General features: G+C 67.7%; 23 protein-coding genes. 10 read left to right on the top strand and 13 right to left on the bottom strand.

The genetic code is table 11. The features are described from left to right. Positions 1 to 265: 265 nt before the first annotated feature. The 5 genes from AB0L57_RS29870 to typA all read right to left on the bottom strand — a co-directional run bounded on the left by AB0L57_RS29870 (position 266) and on the right by typA (position 5,592). Positions 266 to 700, bottom strand: a complete 435-nt coding sequence (locus tag AB0L57_RS29870) for a hypothetical protein (protein WP_364969187.1) — start codon at positions 698 to 700, stop codon at positions 266 to 268. Further along, entirely contained in the window at positions 697 to 855 is a 159-nt protein-coding gene (locus AB0L57_RS29865) for a hypothetical protein (RefSeq protein ID WP_364969185.1), read from the bottom strand. The genes AB0L57_RS29870 and AB0L57_RS29865 overlap by 4 nt, the downstream gene beginning before the upstream one ends. A 44-nt stretch (positions 856 to 899) precedes the next feature. After that, positions 900 to 1,814 carry an N-acetyl-1-D-myo-inositol-2-amino-2-deoxy-alpha-D-glucopyranoside deacetylase gene (gene mshB, locus AB0L57_RS29860; RefSeq protein ID WP_364969183.1) on the bottom strand — a complete coding sequence of 305 codons (915 nt, stop codon included), beginning with the start codon at positions 1,812 to 1,814 and terminating at the stop codon, positions 900 to 902. Further along, the gene (locus AB0L57_RS29855; RefSeq protein WP_364969261.1) at positions 1,796 to 3,550 is read right to left on the bottom strand and encodes an ABC transporter family substrate-binding protein; all 1,755 of its coding nucleotides are present in this window, start codon (positions 3,548 to 3,550) and stop codon (positions 1,796 to 1,798) included. Before AB0L57_RS29855 ends, mshB begins: the two co-directional genes overlap by 19 nt. Positions 3,551 to 3,690: 140 nt before the next feature. Beyond that, on the bottom strand, positions 3,691 to 5,592 hold the full coding sequence (gene typA / locus AB0L57_RS29850) for a translational GTPase TypA (protein ID WP_364969181.1): 1,902 nt from the start codon (positions 5,590 to 5,592) through the stop codon (positions 3,691 to 3,693). A 191-nt stretch (positions 5,593 to 5,783) separates the two neighbouring features. Between typA and AB0L57_RS29845 the strand changes: the two genes are divergently transcribed. Continuing rightward, on the top strand, positions 5,784 to 5,960 hold the full coding sequence (locus AB0L57_RS29845) for a hypothetical protein (protein WP_364969178.1): 177 nt from the start codon (positions 5,784 to 5,786) through the stop codon (positions 5,958 to 5,960). Between the two features lie 84 nt (positions 5,961 to 6,044). Next, on the top strand, positions 6,045 to 6,338 hold the full coding sequence (locus tag AB0L57_RS29840) for a 4a-hydroxytetrahydrobiopterin dehydratase (protein ID WP_364969176.1): 294 nt from the start codon (positions 6,045 to 6,047) through the stop codon (positions 6,336 to 6,338). 44 nt (positions 6,339 to 6,382) lie between these two features. Here the strand turns inward: AB0L57_RS29840 and AB0L57_RS29835 are convergent, their stop codons facing one another. After that, complete coding sequence (locus AB0L57_RS29835; RefSeq protein ID WP_364969174.1) at positions 6,383 to 7,654, bottom strand: mannosyltransferase; 1,272 nt, start codon at positions 7,652 to 7,654, stop codon at positions 6,383 to 6,385. A 406-nt stretch (positions 7,655 to 8,060) separates the two neighbouring features. On the opposite strand from AB0L57_RS29835, the gene AB0L57_RS29830 reads away from it, so the two are divergent. Both AB0L57_RS29830 and AB0L57_RS29825 read left to right on the top strand, forming a co-directional pair. Continuing rightward, complete coding sequence (locus AB0L57_RS29830) at positions 8,061 to 8,921, top strand: hypothetical protein (protein WP_364969259.1); 861 nt, start codon at positions 8,061 to 8,063, stop codon at positions 8,919 to 8,921. A gap of 213 nt (positions 8,922 to 9,134) precedes the next feature. Continuing rightward, a complete protein-coding gene (locus AB0L57_RS29825; protein WP_364969256.1) occupies positions 9,135 to 9,449 on the top strand; it encodes a hypothetical protein in 315 nt (104 codons plus the stop codon). A gap of 24 nt (positions 9,450 to 9,473) precedes the next feature. Here AB0L57_RS29825 and AB0L57_RS29820 read toward each other — a convergent pair whose 3' ends face one another. The 3 genes from AB0L57_RS29820 to AB0L57_RS29810 form a co-directional block, all read right to left on the bottom strand. Continuing rightward, positions 9,474 to 10,199 carry a DUF1906 domain-containing protein gene (locus AB0L57_RS29820; RefSeq protein ID WP_364969172.1) on the bottom strand — a complete coding sequence of 242 codons (726 nt, stop codon included), beginning with the start codon at positions 10,197 to 10,199 and terminating at the stop codon, positions 9,474 to 9,476. Positions 10,200 to 10,406: 207 nt separating this feature from the next. After that, positions 10,407 to 11,552, bottom strand: coding sequence for a hypothetical protein (locus AB0L57_RS29815; protein WP_364969170.1), 1,146 nt, complete (start codon positions 11,550 to 11,552; stop codon positions 10,407 to 10,409). Between the two features lie 178 nt (positions 11,553 to 11,730). Further along, positions 11,731 to 12,339, bottom strand: coding sequence for a CHAP domain-containing protein (locus AB0L57_RS29810; RefSeq protein ID WP_364969167.1), 609 nt, complete (start codon positions 12,337 to 12,339; stop codon positions 11,731 to 11,733). Positions 12,340 to 12,509: 170 nt separating this feature from the next. Here AB0L57_RS29810 and AB0L57_RS29805 point away from each other — a divergent pair, with 170 nt between their 5' ends. From AB0L57_RS29805 to AB0L57_RS29790, 4 genes are read left to right on the top strand one after another with little or no spacing between them, the layout of a single operon-like run. Beyond that, a complete protein-coding gene (locus AB0L57_RS29805) occupies positions 12,510 to 13,160 on the top strand; it encodes an ABC transporter permease (RefSeq protein WP_364969253.1) in 651 nt (216 codons plus the stop codon). After that, positions 13,153 to 14,331, top strand: coding sequence for a betaine/proline/choline family ABC transporter ATP-binding protein (locus tag AB0L57_RS29800; protein WP_364969164.1), 1,179 nt, complete (start codon positions 13,153 to 13,155; stop codon positions 14,329 to 14,331). Before AB0L57_RS29805 ends, AB0L57_RS29800 begins: the two co-directional genes overlap by 8 nt. Continuing rightward, positions 14,328 to 15,083 (top strand): ABC transporter permease subunit, encoded by a 756-nt coding sequence (locus AB0L57_RS29795; protein WP_364969161.1) that lies wholly within the window; start codon positions 14,328 to 14,330, stop codon positions 15,081 to 15,083. The genes AB0L57_RS29800 and AB0L57_RS29795 overlap by 4 nt, the downstream gene beginning before the upstream one ends. After that, positions 15,080 to 16,072, top strand: coding sequence for a glycine betaine ABC transporter substrate-binding protein (locus tag AB0L57_RS29790; RefSeq protein WP_364969159.1), 993 nt, complete (start codon positions 15,080 to 15,082; stop codon positions 16,070 to 16,072). Before AB0L57_RS29795 ends, AB0L57_RS29790 begins: the two co-directional genes overlap by 4 nt. 5 nt (positions 16,073 to 16,077) lie before the next feature. Here AB0L57_RS29790 and AB0L57_RS29785 read toward each other — a convergent pair whose 3' ends face one another. The 3 genes from AB0L57_RS29785 to AB0L57_RS29775 form a co-directional block, all read right to left on the bottom strand. After that, positions 16,078 to 16,932, bottom strand: a complete 855-nt coding sequence (locus AB0L57_RS29785) for a phospholipid scramblase-related protein (RefSeq protein ID WP_364969156.1) — start codon at positions 16,930 to 16,932, stop codon at positions 16,078 to 16,080. A 16-nt stretch (positions 16,933 to 16,948) separates the two neighbouring features. After that, the gene (locus AB0L57_RS29780; RefSeq protein ID WP_364969154.1) at positions 16,949 to 17,503 is read right to left on the bottom strand and encodes a hypothetical protein; all 555 of its coding nucleotides are present in this window, start codon (positions 17,501 to 17,503) and stop codon (positions 16,949 to 16,951) included. Positions 17,504 to 17,693: 190 nt separating this feature from the next. Next, a complete protein-coding gene (locus AB0L57_RS29775) occupies positions 17,694 to 18,359 on the bottom strand; it encodes a GNAT family protein (protein ID WP_364969150.1) in 666 nt (221 codons plus the stop codon). A gap of 353 nt (positions 18,360 to 18,712) precedes the next feature. Between AB0L57_RS29775 and AB0L57_RS29770 the strand changes: the two genes are divergently transcribed. Next, complete coding sequence (locus AB0L57_RS29770; RefSeq protein WP_364969148.1) at positions 18,713 to 19,258, top strand: HAD domain-containing protein; 546 nt, start codon at positions 18,713 to 18,715, stop codon at positions 19,256 to 19,258. A 103-nt stretch (positions 19,259 to 19,361) separates the two neighbouring features. Continuing rightward, positions 19,362 to 20,126, top strand: a complete 765-nt coding sequence (locus tag AB0L57_RS29765; RefSeq protein WP_364969145.1) for a hypothetical protein — start codon at positions 19,362 to 19,364, stop codon at positions 20,124 to 20,126. Positions 20,127 to 20,131: 5 nt separating this feature from the next. Here the strand turns inward: AB0L57_RS29765 and hpnE are convergent, their stop codons facing one another. Further along, on the bottom strand, positions 20,132 to 21,523 hold the full coding sequence (hpnE, locus tag AB0L57_RS29760) for a hydroxysqualene dehydroxylase HpnE (protein ID WP_364969250.1): 1,392 nt from the start codon (positions 21,521 to 21,523) through the stop codon (positions 20,132 to 20,134). Positions 21,524 to 21,553: the final 30 nt, after the last annotated feature.

The raw sequence follows: 21,553 nt of genomic DNA, 5'->3' as shown, positions 1-21,553 counted from the left end.
AGGCCCAGCCAACGCGTATGTTGTTTCTTCACAGGCAGACCAGGAAATTTCGACCACTCAACCACGGGCGAACTTCCTGTTGTCGGGTGTCAGCGCACCCGAGCCAACCGGCCAGCAGAGCAACCGGCCCCCACTTCCTGAACGCACCGTCCGCGGACGGCAGACCCACACCTAACGCCTGAGAGACTAACCGACAGTTCCTCACCCGACAGCGGATCGCCGATATCCATTGCCCGGCTGCGTCTTACGCGCCATGACCGCCGGTTCAGGACGCGGCAGCGGCATCCTTCGGCCGCAGGAACGACTGCCAGAACAGATACAGTCCGACCGGCACGATTCCACAGGCCAGCAGCAGTGGCGAGGTCCAGCTGTCGGTGAGTAGTACATCACCGCCGGGGCCGGTGGTCGAGCAGATCAGGAATCCGAACAACCAGCCGATCACCGGCAGCGCCGTCGCGGCCGGCCGGGTGGCCACCGCCCGCATACCCATGACCAGCAGCACATTCACCACGGCGGCGACGAATGCCGCGATGGGGAGGGGCGTGGCACCGATGTAGAGCGGGAGATAGAGCACCTCGAGGATCACCGAGAGCAGTCCGTCGAACACCAGCACCGCGGCCAGCAGCCCGCCGATCACCGGCCAGGCATACCGGGAGCCACCGGGCTCCCCCGCGGCCCGGTCCGTCGCGGCGGCCGTCACGCTACCGGCGGGAAGCCGAGCAGGGTCAACAGATGACTCTGCATATCGACGAATCCGTAGAGCACCGACAGGTACAGATCGTGCTGCGCCTGCCAGTTCGGCTTCTGGCTTTCGACGAACGCGGCGATGGCGTCCTGCAGGCTCCAGTTGTACATGCGAGCAGTGTAAGCCGGAGGGTGTCCGATCCGACCGGCCGAGTTCACTCCAATCCGGCGAACAGGTCATCCTCGTGACCGTCGGGACCGGTGGGGCCGAGGCGACCACGCACCAGCACGTAGTGCTCCTCGGGTAGCACCGGCTGGGCGATATCGTTCGACAGCGCGAATTCGCGACCCGACGGGGCCACGGTGACCTGTGTGGCGTGGGCGCGCAGCGCGGCCCGCTTGGCGGACAGCACCTCCGACACGTCGATGGTGGTGGTCACCCGCTCACTCGCGACACCGGACAGATCACCCGGTGCGGGCAGGCGCCATCCCTTCGGCAGCGCACCGGGCAAGCCGTCCACGGTGCGCCGCGCCAGTGCCTCGGTGTGCCGCCGCAGCACCCCGGCATCTGTGACCGTCCAGTACATCTTCGGTGTGTCCCAGCCCTTTTCGGCGCACGCGGCCACCGCGTCCATGGTCAACCGGTGTGCGCGCACATGATCGGGGTGGCCGTATCCGCCGCGCGGGTCGTAGCCGACCACCACCCGCGGGCGCAACCGCAGCAGGACCTCGGTCAGCTCCGCCACCGCGGCCGCACCGGAGTCGGCGAAGGCGCGGGGATGAGCCGGCAGCATCGGCTGGGGATCGGCGGTGGTCCCGGTCATACCGGAATCGCGCCACCGCCCCGCGCCGCCCAGGAAATGCGGTGCGCCGACACCGAGTGCCGCCAGGGCAGCGGTCAGTTCACCGATGCGGAAACCACCGAGCTGATCGGCATGCGCACTGGTCAGTCCCGCCCAGCGATCCCCGATGACCTCACCTTCCTCGCCGAGGGTGCAGGTCACCACGGTCACCGGAACCCCGCGTCGCCGATAGTGCGCGATGGTGCCGCCGGTGGTGATGGTCTCGTCGTCGGGATGGGCGTGGACCAGTACCAGACCGCCGGTATCGGTCACGACAGCCGCCGCCACGACCCCGCACCGCCGAAGATTCCGACCTGGATCGATCCGCTCAGCGACACCCCGTCCATCCGTGAACTCGCCGCCGCCACACCGTTGTCCTGCACGATCGGCAGCACGGTGGCCAGATCCCACAGCTTCGGCTCCGCGTCGCCGATCGCCCTGGGCACATCGATCCCGCGCAGCGCGGCGTCGATCTGCGGCTGCAGCGACGGATCACACACACCGGACACATTGCCGGGCGCCTTGCGGATGGCATCGACCTGTGAGGTGTCCTGCTGTCCGGGCACGGCCACCGGCGGGCAGCCGTAGCGCGAGGCCAGCATGGTCGCGGGGTCCTCACCGGCCCGCTCCCAGCCGACCACCGCGTCGATGGTGCCGTCGGTCAGGTCCTTGCCGTAGAGCTCGTCGGCGGGCAGGTTGCGCACCGACGCGTCGATTCCGGCGCTGCGCAGTTGATCGGCCGCGGTGTTGGCGACGGCCAGAGCTGTCAGATCCTTGTCCACCGCACCGATCCGGACGGTCAGCGTGCGGCCGTTCTTGGCGAGCGGACGCGGCTGCGGCGCCGGCGAGGTCGTGGGATTCCCGGAGGTGGGCTGCTCGGGCGCGCGCCCGAATCCCGCCTCGGCCAGCAGGCCGAACGCCTGATCGGAGGACATCCGCGGCGGCGCGGTCGGCGCGTAGCCGGGATCCGAGGGGGCCAGGATCTGTGCCCGCACCGGATCGACCCACGCACCGGTTTCCGCGCCCACCGACGCCAGCAGCGCCGGATCGAGCAGACCCAGCACCGCGTGCCGCACCCGGGCGTCGGACAGATCGCCGTTGCGGCCGTTGAGCGCCAGCTGCATCTCACGCGCCTGCGGCATGATCGCGGTCCGCACCGCCGGAATAGCCGCCAGCTGTGCCTGCGTCGCGACACCGCCGTGTACCAGTGCCATCTGCGCGTCGCCGGCACGCAGGGATTCGGCCAGCTGCGCCGGAGTTCCCCCGCGCCGGAACATGATCGTGTCCGGGACCGCCGGGGCGCCCCAGTAGCGGTCGTTGCGCTCGAGCAGGATCTCCTCGCGTCCGGCATCGGCCTGTTTCACCCGGAACTGGCCGCCGGAGATCGGGTTCTGATCGATCAGTCCGCGCTCCACCGCGAGGGCCTTCTGGAAGCCGCCCGGCGAATCCTTCAGCAGATGTGAGGGCAGCAGATCCGAGAACAGTTGCCGCCAGGCCGGATACGCCTGACTCAGGGTCACCGTGACCGCCTTGCCACCCTCCGAGGAGGCGACATCGGTGATCAGGCGATATCCGGCCGGATCCACCACACCGGGCTGGCTGATCATCTGCTGCCACAGATACCGGAAATCCTCGGCCGCGATCGGCGCACCGTCGGACCAGGACGCCTGGTTCTGGATCTTGTAGACGATGGTGAATCGATCGGGCTGGGCCGGATCCGGCGGTGCCGGATCCGCCGACACCATCAGCGAGGTGTCCGGCACCCAGTCGGTACCGCCCGGCACCGCCGTCGACGGCATCGGCCGGAACGGACTCGGAAACACCATGGAGGCAACGGCATTCGTCGCCGGCGACTGATTCGACCGCAGATGCGGATTGAACCCGATGCCGATGTCGTCCACCGCCACCACGACGGTGGACTTGGTCGGCTTGGCCGGAGTCGTCTTCGGACTATCGGTGCTCTCGATCGGCGGCGGCGGATTCGCGGTACAGGCGGTGAGCATCCCCACCGCCAGCACCAGCATCAGTGCCGCCACACGCCGCACGGCGCGGTTACCTACTCCCGACTTCACGATCGGAACCTTAGCGGTGAGAGCGGCGGCCCGGAGACCGGAGCTTGCGTCACCGCGCAGGGCCGACGCGGACACCGCCGGAGAGCACAGTGTCAGGCCCCCGTCGCCGCGCGATCGCGGGCCTTGCGCCGCGAGGCTTCCCGGCCACGCTCGGTGGCGCCCAGGATGACCTTGCGCACGCGCACGTTCTCCGGGGTCACCTCCACGCACTCGTCGGCGGCGCAGAACTCCATCGCCCCTTCGAGATCCAGCTGCAGCGGTTTGGCCAGCGTCTCGAACACGTCGGCCGTGGCCGAACGCATATTGGTGAGCTTCTTCTCACGGGTGACGTTGATGTCGAGGTCCTCGGCGCGCGGGTTGATACCCACCACGTGGCCCTCATAGGTGTCGGCGCCCGGCTCCACGAAGAACTGGCCGCGATCGGCCAGCTGGATCATGGCGAACGGGGTCACCGAACCGGCGCGGTCGGACACCAGCGAACCGGTGTGGCGGGCGCGGATCTCACCGGCCCACGGCGCGTAGCCGTCGAAGACCGCATTGGCGATACCCGTGCCGCGTGTCTCGGTGAGGAAGTCGGTGCGGAAACCGATCAGACCGCGCGAGGGGACGATGAACTCCATCCGCACCCACCCGGCGGAGTGGTTGCTCATCTGGACCATCTTGCCCTTGCGGCCGGCCAGCAGCTGGGTGACCGCACCCAGGTACTCGTCCGGGCAGTCGATGGTCAGCTCTTCGAACGGCTCGTGCACCTTGCCGTCGACCTGCTTGGTAACCACCTGCGGCTTACCGACGGTGAGCTCGAAACCCTCACGGCGCATCTGCTCGACGAGGATCGCCAGCGCCAGCTCACCGCGGCCCTGCACCTCCCAGGCATCCGGGCGGCCGATGTCGAGGACCCGCAGCGACACGTTGCCGACCAGTTCCTGATCCAGCCGCGACTTCACCATGCGGGCGGTGAGCTTGTGGCCCTGCACCCGGCCGACCAGCGGCGAGGTGTTGGTGCCGATGGTCACCGAGATGGCGGGCTCGTCGACGGTGATACGCGGCAGCGCGACGGGGTTCTCGATATCGGCGAGCGTGTCGCCGATCATGATCTCCGGAATACCGGCGACGGCGACGATGTCGCCGGCGATGGCCTCTTCACCCGGCTTGCGCTCGACGCCGATGGTCTGCAGCAGCTCGGTGATCTTGACGGTCTTGGTGCCCTCGGGGGTCATCCACGCCACCTGCTGGCCCTTGCGCAGGGTGCCGTTGTGGATACGGACCAGACCGATACGGCCGAGGAACGGCGAGGCATCGAGGTTGGTCACATGCGCCTGCAGCGGCTTGCTCGCATCGCCCTTGGGCGCGGGCACGTACTTCAGCAGCACCTCGAACAGTTCGTCGAGGTTCTCCGCATCGGGCGCGCTGCCGTTGTCGGGGCGCTGGGTGGAGGCCTTGCCCTCGCGGCCGGAGGCGTAGAGCACCGGCAGATCCAGCGCCAGCTCGGCGGCCTCGGACGCCTCGTCGTCGAGATCGGAGGCCAGATCCAGCAGCAGGTCGTGACTCTCCTCGACGACCTCCTCGATCCGGGCGTCGGGGCGGTCGGTCTTGTTCACGACCAGGATCACCGGCAGCGAGGCCGCCAGCGCCTTGCGCAGCACGAACCGGGTCTGCGGCAGCGGGCCCTCGGACGCGTCGACCAGCAGGACGACACCGTCGACCATGGACAGACCCCGCTCGACCTCACCACCGAAGTCGGCGTGGCCCGGGGTGTCGATGACGTTGATCACGGTGATGCTGCCGTCGCCGTGATGGCGATGCACCGCGGTGTTCTTGGCGAGAATGGTGATGCCCTTCTCGCGCTCCAGATCGCCCGAGTCCATCACCCGATCGACCGGCTCGGCCCGCTCGGCGAACGCGCCGGACTGCCGCAACATGGCGTCGACCAGCGTCGTCTTGCCGTGGTCGACATGAGCCACAATGGCGACATTGCGGAACTCGACAGACGACACGTTGAATCCTCCTGCTGAATGAATGGACTGCGGCCGACCCGCGCCGTAGCGGGTCCGGACAAGACGGGTGGGCTGTCACTGAGCGAGTTCGCGCTGAGCGAGGTCGCCTCACCGGGCATGCGGCCAGGTACACAGTACCGAAACCCGGTCGGCCCTCGTTGTCCGCACCACCTTTGGTTAAGGTTTGCCGCATGGGCAAGGTGAAGGCCAAAGAGGTCGCACACCTCAAACCGAAGAAGAAATGCTGCCGCAAGAAGACGCGCTGCCTGAAATGTCCCTTCGTGGTCGCGAAGATGCGCAAACATCAGGCGGCCGGTCTCAAGGGCAAGGATCTGAAGAAGGCTCTCAAACACGCACGAGCCGCCTGAACCGGCATTTCCGGGCCTCCCGCAATTCGATGCGGCGTACCGGGCGGTATGCGAAACCCCAGCCAGAAGGGGTAGAACCGACATATGGGAACCGCACTGCTCTCCGATACGGAAATCGCCGCGGGTTTACGTGAACTGCCCGACTGGACGCACGTCGGCGCCAGCATCTCCCGCACGGTCGAGGCGCCCAGCTTTCTCGCCGGTATCGACCTGGTCCGCCGCGTCGCCGAGGTCGCCGAACGGGTGAACCATCATCCCGATATCGACATTCGCTGGCGGCGGGTGACCTTCACCCTGTCCACCCATTCCGACGGCGGCATCACCCGCAAGGATCTGGCCCTGGCCGGGCGAATCGATCATCTCGCCGATCACAGCTGACCGGGTGGCGCGATTCGCGGCCCCGGCGAGCCGGTGATACGGCCTCAGGCCGCGCCGACAGCACTCTCGGTGGCCGCGGGCGCCGAATCCGGTATTCCCGGTTCACGTTTCGCGCCGGCCCAGGTCATCCACAACAGAGTCACCACCACACCGAACACGTAGATCGCGCCGAGCCAAGCCAATACGGCCGGCCGCGAGATCTCCCAGATGGTGGGCTGCAGGAAGGTCAGGATCCACGGAATTCCGACCAGCGTGGTCACCAGCCAGAATCCCGTCAGGATCCGCGCGCCGGCGACCTTCCGCAACGGCCCGTGGACCAGCCACATCATCAACGGCAGCAACCACACCCAGTGATGTGACCAGGAGATCGGCGACACCATCAGCCCGAACAGCTGCACCACCAGCAGTACGCCCAGCCGATCGCCGGACCCGACCGCGCGCCACGCGAACCAGGCCAGCACCATCGTGATCAGCACCGCGCCCAGCCACCACGGCCCGAACGGAATGCGGTGGCCCCCCACATACCAGGGGGCGCCGGCATCCCGTCCGAGGATGCGGCTCAACGCCCCGCGCAGCGACTGATTGACCACCGACCCCACCGGACCGATCCGATTCGCATCACCGAGCAGCGGTCCGAAGTACGTCCGTGTCTCCGACGACGAGATCAGATAGCTCACCGCGTATGTCAGCGCGAAGACCACCGCCGACCACACCGCACTCGCCCAGCGCCGCTGCGCCAGGAAGTACAGCCCGGTCACTCCCGGCGTCAGTTTGACCCCCGCCGCCACACCGACCAGGAGTCCAGACAACCACCAGCGCGTCGAATACGCCGCGGCCAATCCGGCCAGCACCAGGAACACATTGACCTGGCCGTAGTCGAGAGTTGTCCGCGTCGGCTCCAGCCACACCCCCACCGCGGTCCAGATCATCGCCGCCGCACGCCATTTCGGCTCCGCGGCGGATTTCCCCAGCAACAGCGCCAGCGTGATCCGCACACACGCGTACAGGGCCAGCACGATCAGGGCGAACCACAGCAACGTCACCAGCCCGAACGGCAGGAAATGCAAGGGATAGAAAACCACCGCCGCGAACGGCGGATAGGTGAACGGCAGCGGGAAATCCGGAGTCTTGTCGGAGTAGACGAAATCGTAGAGATGTCCGCTCCCCAGATTCGCCGCACCCTCGACGTAAACCCGCAGATCGACCACGTCCAGACCGTGCGGGAGCACGAGCATCAGCACCAGACGCGCCAGCGCGGACAGGCCCAGCACGGCCCCGGCCACACGCAGATCGGCCAAACGGAGGTGTCGGGTCACGGCACGCTAGCTTTCGATCGGGTGTGGGGGCCGTGTCATTGTGCCCCGGGTCGAGCGGGGCGGATTCCCGGACCCCCGGAGCGGGAAGCGCTGGGGGACAGAGTTCACCAGAATTTCGCCCGTTCTCCAGAATGGTCTCAGTTGTAACATTTGCATCACTGATCACTTCAGTAACAGTGCAGTCGGGTTATGTTCCGGTAACGCGCCGGAAGTGCTTGACCGATTCCGAGGCGGACTGCAGGCAAGATCACACCACAGCTGTACAACAGAGCGGCAATATCCCTAAAGTGTCGCGAAGCGATGCCCGCATCGCCCGATGTTCTTGCATCGCATGACGAGGTACCCCCAAAGGTTAAGGACGGCAATACCAGTGCTTCGCACCAGAGGAACGCGGTTCGCATTGTCCGTGCTGGCCCTGACAGCCGGCGCGACACTTGCCGCGCCGACGATCTCGGTTGCCGAACCGGCGCCGAAAACCCAGGCCGCGGATGTCCCGCTGGTCCCCGAGGGTGTCCCGGTCGATGCGATCGCCTCGCTGGCCCCGGCCATCGTCGGCGCCGCGGCACAGGCCGGCAACATCGCCTCGCCGGGTTCGCAGACCATCCTCGATCAGGCGATCCAGACACTCGATCAGGCAGGCCTGCCGCCGCAGGTCAAGCAGACATTGCAGGCCATCGTCGCCTTCCTCGACGGCAGCGGTGGCGGCGGCCCGGACATCCCGAGGAACGGTCCGGCGATCGCGCAGTTCCTGTACCCGACCATCGGCAAGAACTGCATCGGCCCGGGTTCGGATTCGGTCGGTACCGCACTCGCCGTACCCGGTCCGGCCGAACTGCCCCCGCCGGGGCCCGCCGCCGGACAGGCCGGTTTCGTCTTCACCGCGCTGGGCACCAAAGGCCCGACCGCGCAGCAGAATCCGCCGATGACGGTCCAGTGGTACAACCTGGACAACCGCCGCGGCGGCACGGTGGCCCTGACCGATGCGGCCCACATCAACCCCGACGGCCCGGCCACTCTGTCGGCCATCGTCGACACCGGCCCGGGACGGGTCATCGCGGTGGTCGCCGGTTCGCTGACCACCCAGCCGTCGGCCGACGAGGCGCCGATCACCTGCTCGTTCCTGCCCACCCTCGGCCTGTTCAACGTCGCCGGCGGTTCGCCGGCGGCCGCCCCGGCGGCGCCGCAGGCCGCTGCCCCGGCCGCTGCGCTCGTCCCGCCGGTTGCCGCAGTCCCCGGACTGCCCGTGGCGGCGCCCACTCAGCACTGATTCCCTGCGGCCGGTAACTACCTTCCGGCCAGGGAGTTTCCGGCCCGGAGATATCGCCCCCGGCGACACTCCGGGCCGTTTGCTGTCAATGTGCCGTAGGCCGAGCGCCGCTGTGGTAGACCGCTAGGTATGTCGACTGTCGATCAGCTCGAACGGTCTGCACCCACCACCACCGGTACGCCCCGCCGACGCGGCAGGGCGGGGCATTCGGTGATGTCGCGACGGTCCTACCGTTCGATCCTGTCCACCCGTTCACATCGATCGATCCTGTCGATCCGCTCCGAACGTTCGATCCTGTCGATCGGCTCGGCGTATTCGGTGCTGTCGGTCGGCAGCGTGGGCTCGGTGCTGTCGGTGGGATCGGCGGGATCGTTCTTCAGCCTGGGCTCGGCCTTCTCCGGACTGTCCCGCTGGTCGCTGCTGTCCTGGATGGGCGTGCGCGCGGCACCCGAAGCCCGGCCGACGCTGACGGTTGTGCCGGACGAACCCGACCTGCTCGACGATCCGACCTGCCACTGCCAAACATGACCGCCTCCCCCGCGGCTCCTCGAATCACCACTGGCCGTATCGGGGGGTGAGGATCGTGTTGATGTCCACGCCGACTCCGTCCACCGCACCGTCGTCGATCTGGGTCTGGTGCAGGTTCGCGGCCGGGTGTACGAAACCTTCCGGGGTGCCCCAGTTGTGTTGCCAATACCAGGAACCCAGACCTGCGACCTTCGCCAATTCGATGGTGGGGGCGTTGGCGTAGACACCGACGTTCTCGTTACCCAGAACCGACTTCCAGCCGTCCAGGTACGGGGCGATCATGGTGGCGAAATCGACCGGGGACGGATTGTCGTCGATCGAGGCGTAGATCGGTGCTCCGTCGGGGCCGCCGGCTTTGCGGTGCAGTTGCAGGCCACGGTCGGCATGCCGTTTCCCGGCCTCGAGACCGCCGCGCCAATCGGCAGTGGCGCCCTTGCCGAATTGATAGCACGACACCACCGTCAGCCCGGCCGCGTGCAATGCCTCGACCTCGCCCGCGAGCAGCGGCTTTCCGGCCATCCACTCCGCACCGGGACGGCGATCGGACACATAGCGAATCGCGCCGGCGTGACCGGCCGCGCGGATGGCCGCGGCGCTGGGAACGCCACCGGCGTAATCGAGCAGGGTGCCGAGATCGTCGGCCCCCGCGGCGGAGGCAACACCGGGGGCGAAAGCAGCGAGACCGGCGGCTGTGGCCGCCGCGCCGGCGTATCCGAACAGGGTGCGCCGGGTGATCGGAACGGAACGCATCGAAAACTCCTTAACGCCGCATCGTGAATTCACCTGATGCCGGTCACCCCGCGGACCGGTGCGAACTACAAGCGTGTCCGGCGCGCCTTCCCCGACAACATCGCTGCCGTCCACGCGCCGGAAGCCTCGAACGTGAACTCATTTCACCACATGCACATGTGAACCGCCAGCCTCAACAGCTCACATCAACACCATGAGTAACAGGTATCAGGACGTGGCGGAATCGATGCGTCCGGCCACGTCGATGGTGCGGCCCCTGGGGTCGGCCAATTCGGCGCGGATGACCTGCGCGACCTGGGCGGCGATCTGCCGGCGGATCTTGCCGACCGATCCCAGCACCTTCGCCCGCCAGCCCTGCGCCCGCAGTTCGACGGTGACATCGGCACTGCGTGGCGGCGTCGCGTCGATGACGATGAGCAGCGGTTGCCCGGCCCGTGCCACCAGCAGCAAGGCCACCTCGACCTCGGCGCGGTAGCGGTTGGCCTTGAGGACATCGACAGTGATGTCGAGCTCGACCGGAATGGTCAGGTCGAACGAGACTGGGTCGTCACCCACCCGTCGCGTCACCCGCGGCATTCGCACGACCCCCTGCACACCGACCGTCGCCGCGTCCCCGGGTCCGGTGCGGAGCGGGCCCACCTCGATCACCCGACCGGCCAGCCCCTCCACCACCTCGCGCACCCGGGCGGCGGTAACGATGAGCGGGAAGAATCGCCGCCCGAATTCGGCGTACTCGATCCACTCGAAATCCGTGCGCAGCAGATGGTCGGACCGGGTGCGGTTCATGATCGCCTCGACGTCGAACACCCGCCCGCGCCGGGCGGCCGGATCGGCGAGCATGGCATTGAGACGGGCGGCGACCTCACGGCGGACCAGGGTCGCGATCGGATCGAGCAGTACATCGACGGCCGCGCCGACGGCCTCCGCACGCACCGCGAAGCTCACATCGCGCGCTCGGACGCGCGGGATGTCGATGACGATCAGCAGCGGGTCGGCGGTGCGTGCGTGCAGGGTCAGATCGATCTCCACGGTGGCCTCGACCCGGAACTGCTGCCCGCCCAGGGTGACCGTGAGATGCATCGACACCGGCACGCGGACCTCGAAGGTGACCTGCGGTCCGCTGCGCGCGATCACCGGCTTGCCGACCTTGCCCTCGGCCACCACCCCGGCCAGCCCCGCCGGGCCGATCGAGAACGGCCCGATGGTCATTCCCCGCCCGGCCATCCCCGCCACCGCGGCATCGATCCGGTCCCGGGTGACGGCGTGGACGACGAACCGCTCACCGAACTCGGCGTAACTCAGCCATTCGGAGGTCGACCGTTCGGTTGTGTCGTGCGCGCCGGGCTGTGCCATCTGCTCCCACTCCTCGCCACCGATCTCCTACACACACAGATCCCCGTCCTGCCGACGAGAAGCCGGGCGGGCGGGGACCACAGGTGGCGCCGCCACCGGGCGCCACCGGGGACATCGTAGGGTCACGGCGTCACCGCACCAGCCCGATCGAGATCGTCCGACGATGGACGAATCCGCTTCACATCCGGCCGAATCCGACGATACCGGGAACCGTTGCCGGGTCGTACCTGTGAATACGCACCGTTCCCTGCTCGTTGCCGCCGATGGTGGTGAGCAGATGGTCATCGGCGGACAGCACGATATTGGTGTGCTGGCCGAACGGGCTGCCCGCGGCATAGATCACGACATCACCCGTCCGGGGCCGGTAATCGGAGCCGAGCGCCGCGAACCGTCCGGTCGATTCGAAATACTCCTGCAGTGTTGCCACGCCCGGAATCCGCCATCCGCCGGAGTTCGGATTCGACAGCGGTTGCCCGGCCTGGCTCCACACCCAGCTCACGAAGTCGGCACACCACGGCTCATCCACGCCCTGTGCGTATTTGGGACCGTCTCCCGGGTGGTCGTATTCGGTACGCAACACCGACAGGACACGGCTCTGGTTCCCGTCCAGCGCGGCGGGATCGATCGCCGGGAAGTCCGGTAGCCGCTCCCCCGCGATGGCCCCGGTCCGGTCCTGCCACCACGGCATCGCGAGCACGGCACCCGTGCCGAGCACCCCGATCACGACCAGCGATGTCAGCAGCAACCAGCGGGTACGCCCGAACCCCCGCGTCCGCACGGTACTCATGAATCCCCTCCGTCCCCGACCGGTGCACGGCCTCCTGCGTAGTAGGACGCGTGGGCACGCCGATCGGTTCCCGCACCCCGCGATCGCACCACACCCGATCGGCGTTGCCTGCGGGCGCGCACCGGGATCGATAGACTGCACGAACGCCGCCGTCTGGGAGGGACAGCACCCTGGATACTCTGTGGACCTTCCTGGTGGACCACCGCCGGCAACTGCTCACCGATTCCTATCTGCATGTGTCGGCCGTCGTGCAATCGCTGTTGATCGCGACCGCGGTCGCGGTATGCGTCGGCATCGCCGTCCATCGCAGTCCGTGGGGATCGGTGGCGGCGACGGCGGCGGCCAGCATCGTGCTGACCGTTCCGTCGTTCGCACTGCTGGGAATTCTGATTCCGGTGCTGGGCCTGGGAGTGCGGCCCACCGTCACCGCATTGGTGCTCTATGCCCTGCTGCCGATTCTGCGCAACACCATCATCGGATTGGCGTCGGTGGATCCCGCGATATCCGATGCCGCGCGCGGGGTCGGCATGAACCGGGCCCGGATCCTCGCCCGGATCGAACTACCGCTGGCCTGGCCCTCGATTCTGGCGGGGATGCGGGTCAGCACCCAGATGAGTATGGGCATCCTGGCCATGGCCGCCTATGCGAAGGGGCCAGGGCTGGGCAATCTCATCTTCACCGGCCTGGCCCGGCTCGGCAGTCCCACCGCCGTGCCGCAGGCGCTCACCGGAACGGTGCTGATCATCGTGGCGGCCCTGCTGCTCGATGCCGTCCTCGTCCTGGTCGGCCGGCTCACCACCTCGAGGGGAATCCGTGACTGATACCGCGACCACCGACCATCCGCCCGCGGAGATCGTGCTCGATTCGGTGACCAAACACTATCCGGGACAGCCCGATCCGGCGGTGGACCGGATCTCGCTGACCGTCCCGGCCGGTGAGATCGTGGTCTTCGTCGGGCCGTCGGGCTGCGGTAAGACGACCACGATGCGGATGATCAACCGTCTGATCGAGCCGACCTCGGGCACCATCACCATCGCCGGCCGCGATGTGACCGCGGTGAATCCGGACGAGCTGCGCCGCAATATCGGCTACTCCATTCAGCAGTCCGGCCTGTTCCCGCACATGACCGTCGCCCGCAATATCGCCACCGTGCCCGGCCTGCTCGGCTGGGATCGCAAACGCATCGGCGCACGGATCGAGGAAATGCTCGAGCTGGTCGGACTGGATCCGGCCACCTTCCGCGGCCGCTATCCGCGTCAGCTGTCCGGCGGCCAGCAGCAACGGGTCGGCGTGGCCCGGGCACTGGCGGCCGATCCGCCGGTGTTGCTGATGGACGAGCCCTTCGGCGCCGTCGATCCGATCACCCGCGCGCTGCTGCAGGATGAACTGCTGCGACTGCAGACCGAACTGCACAAGACCATCGTGTTCGTCACCCACGACTTCAACGAGGCGGTCAAGCTCGGCGACCGAATCGCGGTGCTGGGCAACCGATCCCGGATCCTGCAGTACGACACCCCGGCCGCGATCCTCGCCGATCCCGCCGACGAGACCGTCGCCGGTTTCGTCGGCTCCGACGCCGCGCTCAAACAACTGACGCTGGTCCGGGTCGCCGACGTGGAGCTCGGGACATGCCCCACCGCGACCGAGGACGAACCGGTCGGCACCCTGCGCACCGCCCTCGCCGAGGACCGGTCCTGGGGACTGATCGTCGATGCGGACGACCGGCCACTGCGATGGGTTTCCGCACAGCTTCTCGCACAGGCGGATTCGCTGAGCGAGGTGGGGCTTCCGGTCACCGGAACGGTCACCGCGCGGTCGACGCTGCAGGCGGCGCTCGAGTCGCTGCTGGCGGAGAGCGCGGCCCGCGCGGTGGTGACGGGTGCGCGCGGCGAGTACATCGGCCTGATCGATGTCGACACGCTCGTCGCCCACCTGTCCCGGGCGCGCACCGAACATCGTGCGGCCGTCGCGAACTCGGGTGATCGACCGTGAGCCCGGTCGACCGGCACGAACGCCGAGCCGACCGGATCCGGCTGCTGGCCCAGCCGATACTCGCGGTCGCACTGGCCGCGGGCGTGTTGATCTGGGCCTTCGATCGCACCCTGACCGCCACCCAGCAGGCCAGCATCAACAGCGCCAATATTCTCACCGTCGTGCGCCAGCACATCGTCATCACCGCGACCGTGGTCGCCATCGTGGTCGTGGTGTCGGTTCCATTGGGCACCTTGCTCACTCGGCCGCGCTATCGGAAGCTCACGCCACTGTTCGTCGGTATCGCCAATATCGGTGCGGCCGCACCGGCGATCGGCCTGATCGTGCTGACCTATCTGTGGACCGAGCGGACCGGCTTCTGGGTGGGAGTCGCACCGATCGCCTTCTACGCACTGCTTCCCGTGCTGCGCAATACGATTCTGGGCTACCAGCAGGTCGATCCGGCCGTCGTCGACGCGGGCCGCGGTCAGGGCATGTCGGCGCTGACGGTGTTGCGGCGCATCGAATTTCCGCTCGCGGTGCCCTACATCCTCGCCGGACTGCGAACCTCCCTGGTGCTCGCCGTGGGCACGGCAACACTGTCGTTCCTGGTCAGCGCGGGTGGCCTCGGCATTCTCATCGACACCGGATACAAGCTGCGTGACAACGTCACCCTGTGGGTGGGTGCGCTTCTCGCGGTGGCGCTGGCCCTGCTCGTCGATTGGCTGGGCGCGCTGGCCGAACAGTTCCTCGGGCCGCGAGGGTTGCGATGAGCAGCGGATCACGAAGGGGCCCACGGTATGTCGCCGCCACGGCCGCGCTGCTGGTGACGACACTGCTCGCCGCCTGCGGGCTGGAAGCCGGTGGCGCGGTGCCGCTGCCGGTGGGGCCGGGCAGTATCACCGCGGTACCCGAACTCGAGGGCGTGCCGATCACCGTGGGCTCCAAGGATTTCACCGAACAGAACATCCTCGGCTATCTCATCGAATTCGCCCTCACGGCCGCGGGCGCACAGGTCCGGGACCTGACCAATATCACCGGATCGAACAGTCTGCGCGATGCCCAGTTACACGGCCAGGTCGATATCGCCTACGACTACACCGGCACCGGCTGGATCAACTATCTGGGTAACGAGACACCGCTTCCCGACTCCGCCTCGCAATTCGAGGCGGTCCGGCAGCAGGATCTGGACCGGCACGGCATGGTCTGGGCGGATCCCGCGCCGATGAACAACACCTACACGATGGTCACCAACGCCGACAATGCCGCGCGCACCGGTGTGCGAACGCTGTCGGATTACGCCCGCATGGTGAATACCGATCCGGGCTCGGCATCGACCTGTCTGGGCACCGAATTCAACGTGCGCCAGGACGGATTCGCGGGTCTCACGCGTAAATACGGGATCGACCCGAACAAGGTGCGCAAACAGCTCATGCAGGACCAGCTGGTGTACACCTCGACAGCCAACGGAACCTGCCAATTCGGCGATGTCACCGCCACCGACGGCCGCACCAAGGCACTGAATCTGGTGCAGCTCGCCGACGATCAGAACTTCTTCCCCAAATACAATGCCGCCCTGGTGATGCGGAAATCGTTCGCCGACGCCCACCCGGCGGTGGCACAGATCATGGCGCCGATATCCCGGCTGCTCACCAACGAGACGATCACCGAATTGAACCGCAAGGTCGATGTCGACGGTGCCGAGCCGGCCACCGTGGCCCGCGATTGGCTGGTTCAGCAGGGCTTCGTCACCGCGGGCTGAGAAGCCTACTGCTTGAAGGCGGTATCGATGGTCAACGCGGAGGCCAGCACCAGACTGTTCAGCGGTTCCGGGAGCTGGAAATGACGCTGCACCATGTAATTGTCGGCGGAGGTGTAGACCGCCTTGATCACGCCCGCGAATTTCTTGGTGATCCGGGCGATTTCGGTGCCCTGATGGTCCTTGATCGCGAAATTCCAGCCTCGCCAGTTCTCCGCTTCGATGGTGCCCAGCTGCTGCTGATTCGAGGTCAGCGCGAAGCTGTACTTGCCGAACACCTTCTCCACCCGGATCTCACCGAGCACCCGGCCATCGGGCGTCTCCACATTCGTGATGGTGTTGACCGTGCCCGGTAGCGATCTGATCCGCAGGACGGGCTGCTGATACATATCGCGCACTTCGAGGTTGTGATCCATGAGTGTGGATGCCATATCGCTCATGAATCGCAGCATCTTGCGTCCCGCCGACTGCCCCACCTCGACCACGCTGCCGAGTTCGACACCGTTGGCATCACGCACTTTGTATTCGTTGGTGAGCTCGACGAGTTTGCCCTTCTGGCTCACCAGCAGGGCCGGCTCGGTGAACAGCTGCGAGACGCCGCCGGGCGCCTGTTGCGGCATGTGCTGCTGTGGCATCTGCGGTTGCCGATGGCCGGGATGCGAGTGCCGCATCGGGTGCTGTGGCACATGATGCTGTGGCGGCTGCTGTTGTCCCGGCGGCTGCTGATGAGCGGGCTGCTGATACGGCTGTTGCGGAACCGGCGGTGAATACGCGGGCTGGGTGTGCCCCGTCCATTGATAGCCGTCCCACCACCGCAAAACCCCCGAACCAGGTTGTTCGGGGTACCAACCAGGAGCCGTCACCCGGCCGACGATACCGTCAGGCCAAGGCCGTCCGCAGTCCCAGCCACCGATCCCCCGGATCGGCATAACCGTGGTACATCAACGGAATACGCTGGTCCACTCCGAAATAGCGGAAAACCGCCAGCATCGTCTCGCGCACGGAGTGATCCGCGAAATCGTCGATGCGCCGAGCGCCGACCGCGTGTTCGGGCAGCGCGGCCAGCCGCGCCATCTCGTCCGGATCGCAGATGTCCAGGCCGAGCGGACCGTCGCCGATGTAGTGATCGTGGAAGATGTGCCGCATCCCGGATCGGTCGGGATCATGAGATACGCACGGCAGCAATCGAATACCGATGCCCGGCAGTGTGCGCGACTCCAGCGTGGCGGTCAGCTCCTCGTCCGGCGCACCCGCCGCCGAGACCTGCTCGAGCAGGTGGAGCATGCAGGCGCCGCGCACCCGCGGCTCGGGGACCAGGAACAGACTCACCATGGGATCGGGATGGGAGGCGTCGGTGAGGCACAGGCGGGTGTGGGATCGATCGCGCGGCAGCGCGGTCGACGGGAGCTGGGGAGCAGAATTCGGGTCGGACATACGCCTCTCCTGAGTGGAGGGCCGCCGCCCTCGCTCGAGTGCGCGGATACGAGGTCCGAGGTGCGCCGGACGCCGAGTTACCCGACTCGGACCGATCTCCTCGACGCCCGACCGTTGTGCCATGAATTATAGGAGCCGGGCCACCGATCCGACATCCGGAATTCGCTATCCGGTAGCTGACAGGCCCCGATCACGCATTCAGCAGCCGCGGTCGCCCGTCGAGCTCGGTCGTGATCCGCGCCCGCACCGCCGGCCATTCCTCGTCGAGGATGGAGTAGAAGGCGGTACTGCGCACGGTGCCGTCCAGACCACGCGAATGCGCCCGGCGCACACCGTCGCTGATGGCGCCCAGCCGCTCGATCGCCAAGCGCGAGCGGACATTTCGCACATCGGCACGCATCGCGATCCGGCGCACCCGCCACACGTCGAAGGCGTGGCCGAGCAGCAGCAGCTTCGACTCGAGGTTGACCCCGCAACCCCGCGCCCGCTCCGACAGCCAGGTATTGCCGATCTCGGCGGCATCGGGCACCGCCAGCAGCGGATCACCGCTCGGCATCCCGTGCACGATCGGCCACACCATGGGCCCCTGCCAGTAGTCGAACCGGTTGAACCGGGTCGATCCGAGCACCCGGCCGTCGGCGGACGCGACGACGGCGAAGGCCAACGCGGACCCGACCGCGTGGGCCGCCGCGGCCTGCGCGACATAGTCCGCCGCCGCCACGTGACCGTGCGGAACGGGCGTGAACGCGAACGCATCGCGATCCGCGGCACTCGCCTCCGCGAGCCCCGGAACATGGTGCGGTGCCAAAGGTTCCAGCCGCACGAGGCGGCCGGTGAGGATGACGGGTGCAGGCACGTTCCCTCGATCTTTCGGGACGGACTCCGGTCGCGTCGGACGATCGTCACACCGGTGGCGAACTGGCGGATCGACGACCAGTCCTGGCACGCCGGCAGCAGCATCGGACAGTGAGGTGAACGATAGCCGAACGGGCGCAGTCGACTGCGCATGTGCGCCGTAAAATCCCGGGAGTTGCTCGCGTGTCGCTCGGCGTGCCGCGCAACCGCAGGGCATCGGGGCGCATCCGGCCGGTGACAACGGGTTTCAGTGTGTTCGCTCCGGTTATCGGGTCGACATGAAACCGTTGCCGGAGTGGCCCGCCCGGCACCGCTCGCCGACGTAGCCTGAGAGGAGCGACCGGGGAGAGCATCATGACCGAATCAGCCCGCGCGGCCATTCTGCTCGATGTGGACGGGCCCCTGAACCCGTATCCCCGCGCGGCCGAACCCCCACCACCCGGATACCACCCATATCTGTTGCAGCACAGCATCATCGCGGCGATTCCCCCGGTGGAGCAACGGGTGCTGTTGAACACCGACCTGGGCCGGCGGCTACTCGAGCTGGCCGAGGGCGGCGATGCCGAACTGGTCTGGGCCACCGCCTGGGAATACGAAGCCAACACCGTGATCGCACCGGTGCTCGGGCTGCCACCACTCGAGGTGATCATCTTCGAGGACACCGGAATTCGGCATCGCGACGGTCATCACGGCAAGCTGCCGACCATCGAACGCTGGGCCGGACGGCGACCGTTCTGCTGGTTCGACGACGAGTTCCAGCCCGCCGATCAGCTGTGGGCGCAGCGGCGCACCTCGTCCGGCGCACCCACCATGCTGATCCCCGTCGACCGGCACACCGGACTCGTCACCGAACATCTGGACCGGGCACACACCTTTCTGCGGCGACTGGCCGCCGCGTGAGCCCGGCCGCGGCCGCCGGCCGGATCTACACTCGGGCACAGAGCCTTTGCCGCCTCGGTGGACCAGGCAGCCATTTCGGCCTTCGCGGGAGGACTGCGATCACATGACGGCGTGGACACGGCTCATTCCCACAGCAGCTCTGCTCACCTGCGCCATCGCCGGATGCGGGACACCCGGCGACTCCGCGCAACCGGCGCCCACGGACGATACGAGCAGGCCGGCCACGGCGGGCAGCACCGCCGCAGCCCCCGGCGGCGCCGGCCGGGCCACCGCGGCGCCGACGACCGAGCCTGCCGGTGCCGGTGCCACCGAGGTCGTATCGCTGGTCGCGCTCGATGCGGCGGGCAAGCCGGTCGACGGTTTCACCCTCCCCGATCCACAGCCGGTCGGCACCCTCGACTGCACCACCGCCGACCCGAGCCGCTCCGCCCCCGCCGGGGGTGTCTACCGATGCGGCGCCTCCGCCGATGCCGCCGATGTGTGCTGGCCGATGCCGTCGCGCACGGAACTGCGCTGCGCCGACGATCCCTGGCAGCGCCGGCTTCGCGGCTACACCGTCGACCCGCCGCTGCCGCCGATCGGCACAACCGCCACACCCGAACCGTGGGGGCTGGAACTCGCCGACGGCCGGCAGTGCCGGATCCGGGTCGGCGGAGCCTGGGGCGGTCGTTCGGACGGCCTGGTCGGCGCCTATTCCTGTACCGGAACCGAGGAGGTCGTCCTGCAGCCGCCGAATGCCCCGTCCGCGGTGGACACCTCGGGCCCCACCTGGCACGTCCGGATGGGCGCCCTCGGCGCGGGAAATCCCGACCTGCCGCCCCCGGCCGTCGTCGCGGTGCGCACGGCTTATTTCGCGGCCGTGGACTGACGCGGTCACTCCACCGCCGGGATGGGCGGCAGCGCCAGCAGCGCTTCCACAGCACGAGCGGCGCTCTGCACCGCGGACTCCATCGTCGCCGACCAGTCGGTGCTGGTCCAGTCGCCGGCCAACATCAGCGTCGGCACGGAGGTGCGCTGCGGTGGGCGCAGCCCTACGGTGCCCAGGGATTGCGAGAAGGTGGCCTTCGGCATCTTGACGACATGGCCGTGCACGATCCGGGCCTGTTCGGCCTCGGGATAGTAGCGGCGCAGCAATGCCATCTGCTCGTCGAGAATCTCGTTGTGGCTCTTGTGGATCTGTTCGTAGGCGCCACTGGTGGTGAGGCAGTACAGCCAGGTGCCGTTCGGTTCGCGGCCGTGCATACGCTGGCGGTCGAACACCTCGTCGATGACACCGGTCCCACCGATGATCGCTTCCATCGCGTGCCGGGTGCCGAGCGGGCGGTCCAGATACAGATTGGTGCTGACGATCGGCGTGGCACCCAATTTGTCTGCGGCGGCGTAGATTTCGGCATGCTCGGGCAGATCGTCGAGCAAGCCGTGGACGCGGGAGTTGGGCACCGCGCAGATCACGGCGTCGGCCGGAATCGAGGTGCCGTCGGCGAGATCGACACCCACCACAGCACCGTCGGCGATCCGAATCCGATCCGCCACTGCCCGATGGCGCACCTCGACACCGTGGCGGCGGAAGACCTCTTCGGCACCGGTGATGTAGAGCGTATCGAGATCGACGGTCGGAAAACCGATCGTGACCGCGCGCCGATCGCGGATGCCCAGCCGGATACCGGTGGCGAGCACATCGGCGAAGACCTTGGCGCACTCTCGCTGCACCGGCTCGGCGGCGATGCCCAGCGCCAGCCAATCCCACAGCGCCTCACGAGCTTTCGCCGGCATGCCGATGCGCTCGAACCATTGCTCGGTGGTGATGTCGGCCAGGTCGTCGGGCTGGAACAGGCACTGCCTACCCAGCCGTACCGTGGCTCGCGCCGCGGCCAGCCGCTCCCGCAGGCCGGCATCGGGGTGCGCACCCATCAGCGTGCCGATCGCGCGAATTCCCTTGGTGTACAACGGCACCGCGCGACCCCCTGGCCAGCGCAGGGTGCCGCCGTGCGGGAAGTCCAGATACTTCGCGGTGCCCACACTCTCGAGGTAGCGGAACAGATGCCGATAGCCGCTGGCCACCACATGCTGGCCGTTGTCGGGCAGATCGCCCACTTCGGGAACCGCCATCGCCTGGGTACGGCCACCGAGGCGGGCGCGACGCTCCAGCAGGGTCACCCGCTTTCCGGCCTCCGCCAGCCAGACGGCCGAGGCCAGCCCGGCCAGGCCGCCACCGATCACCACGTACCGACGAGCGTCGTTCATTCGAACCTCCGTGCGGGACAGCGGGTCTCGGCGTCGACGACGATCCGAGAA

This window comes from Nocardia sp. NPDC052254 (assembly GCF_040679495.1).
GTDB lineage: Bacteria > Actinomycetota > Actinomycetes > Mycobacteriales > Mycobacteriaceae > Nocardia.
This window is presented reverse-complemented; position numbering and strand designations above follow the sequence as displayed.

Excerpts from the sequence above, each read along its gene's own strand:
- AB0L57_RS29815 (WP_364969170.1), bottom strand. The coding sequence starts at position 11,552 with ATGGCACAGCCCGGCGCGCACGACACAACCGAACGGTCGACCTCCGAA.
- AB0L57_RS29790 (WP_364969159.1), top strand. The coding sequence starts at position 15,080 with ATGAGCAGCGGATCACGAAGGGGCCCACGGTATGTCGCCGCCACGGCC.
- AB0L57_RS29820 (WP_364969172.1), bottom strand. The coding sequence starts at position 10,199 with ATGCGTTCCGTTCCGATCACCCGGCGCACCCTGTTCGGATACGCCGGC.
- AB0L57_RS29770 (WP_364969148.1), top strand. The coding sequence starts at position 18,713 with ATGACCGAATCAGCCCGCGCGGCCATTCTGCTCGATGTGGACGGGCCC.
- AB0L57_RS29865 (WP_364969185.1), bottom strand. The coding sequence starts at position 855 with ATGTACAACTGGAGCCTGCAGGACGCCATCGCCGCGTTCGTCGAAAGC.
- AB0L57_RS29810 (WP_364969167.1), bottom strand. The coding sequence starts at position 12,339 with ATGAGTACCGTGCGGACGCGGGGGTTCGGGCGTACCCGCTGGTTGCTG.
- AB0L57_RS29780 (WP_364969154.1), bottom strand. The coding sequence starts at position 17,503 with ATGTCCGACCCGAATTCTGCTCCCCAGCTCCCGTCGACCGCGCTGCCG.
- AB0L57_RS29765 (WP_364969145.1), top strand. The coding sequence starts at position 19,362 with ATGACGGCGTGGACACGGCTCATTCCCACAGCAGCTCTGCTCACCTGC.
- AB0L57_RS29840 (WP_364969176.1), top strand. The coding sequence starts at position 6,045 with ATGGGAACCGCACTGCTCTCCGATACGGAAATCGCCGCGGGTTTACGT.
- AB0L57_RS29845 (WP_364969178.1), top strand. The coding sequence starts at position 5,784 with ATGGGCAAGGTGAAGGCCAAAGAGGTCGCACACCTCAAACCGAAGAAG.
- AB0L57_RS29825 (WP_364969256.1), top strand. The coding sequence starts at position 9,135 with ATGTCGCGACGGTCCTACCGTTCGATCCTGTCCACCCGTTCACATCGA.
- AB0L57_RS29855 (WP_364969261.1), bottom strand. The coding sequence starts at position 3,550 with ATGCTGGTGCTGGCGGTGGGGATGCTCACCGCCTGTACCGCGAATCCG.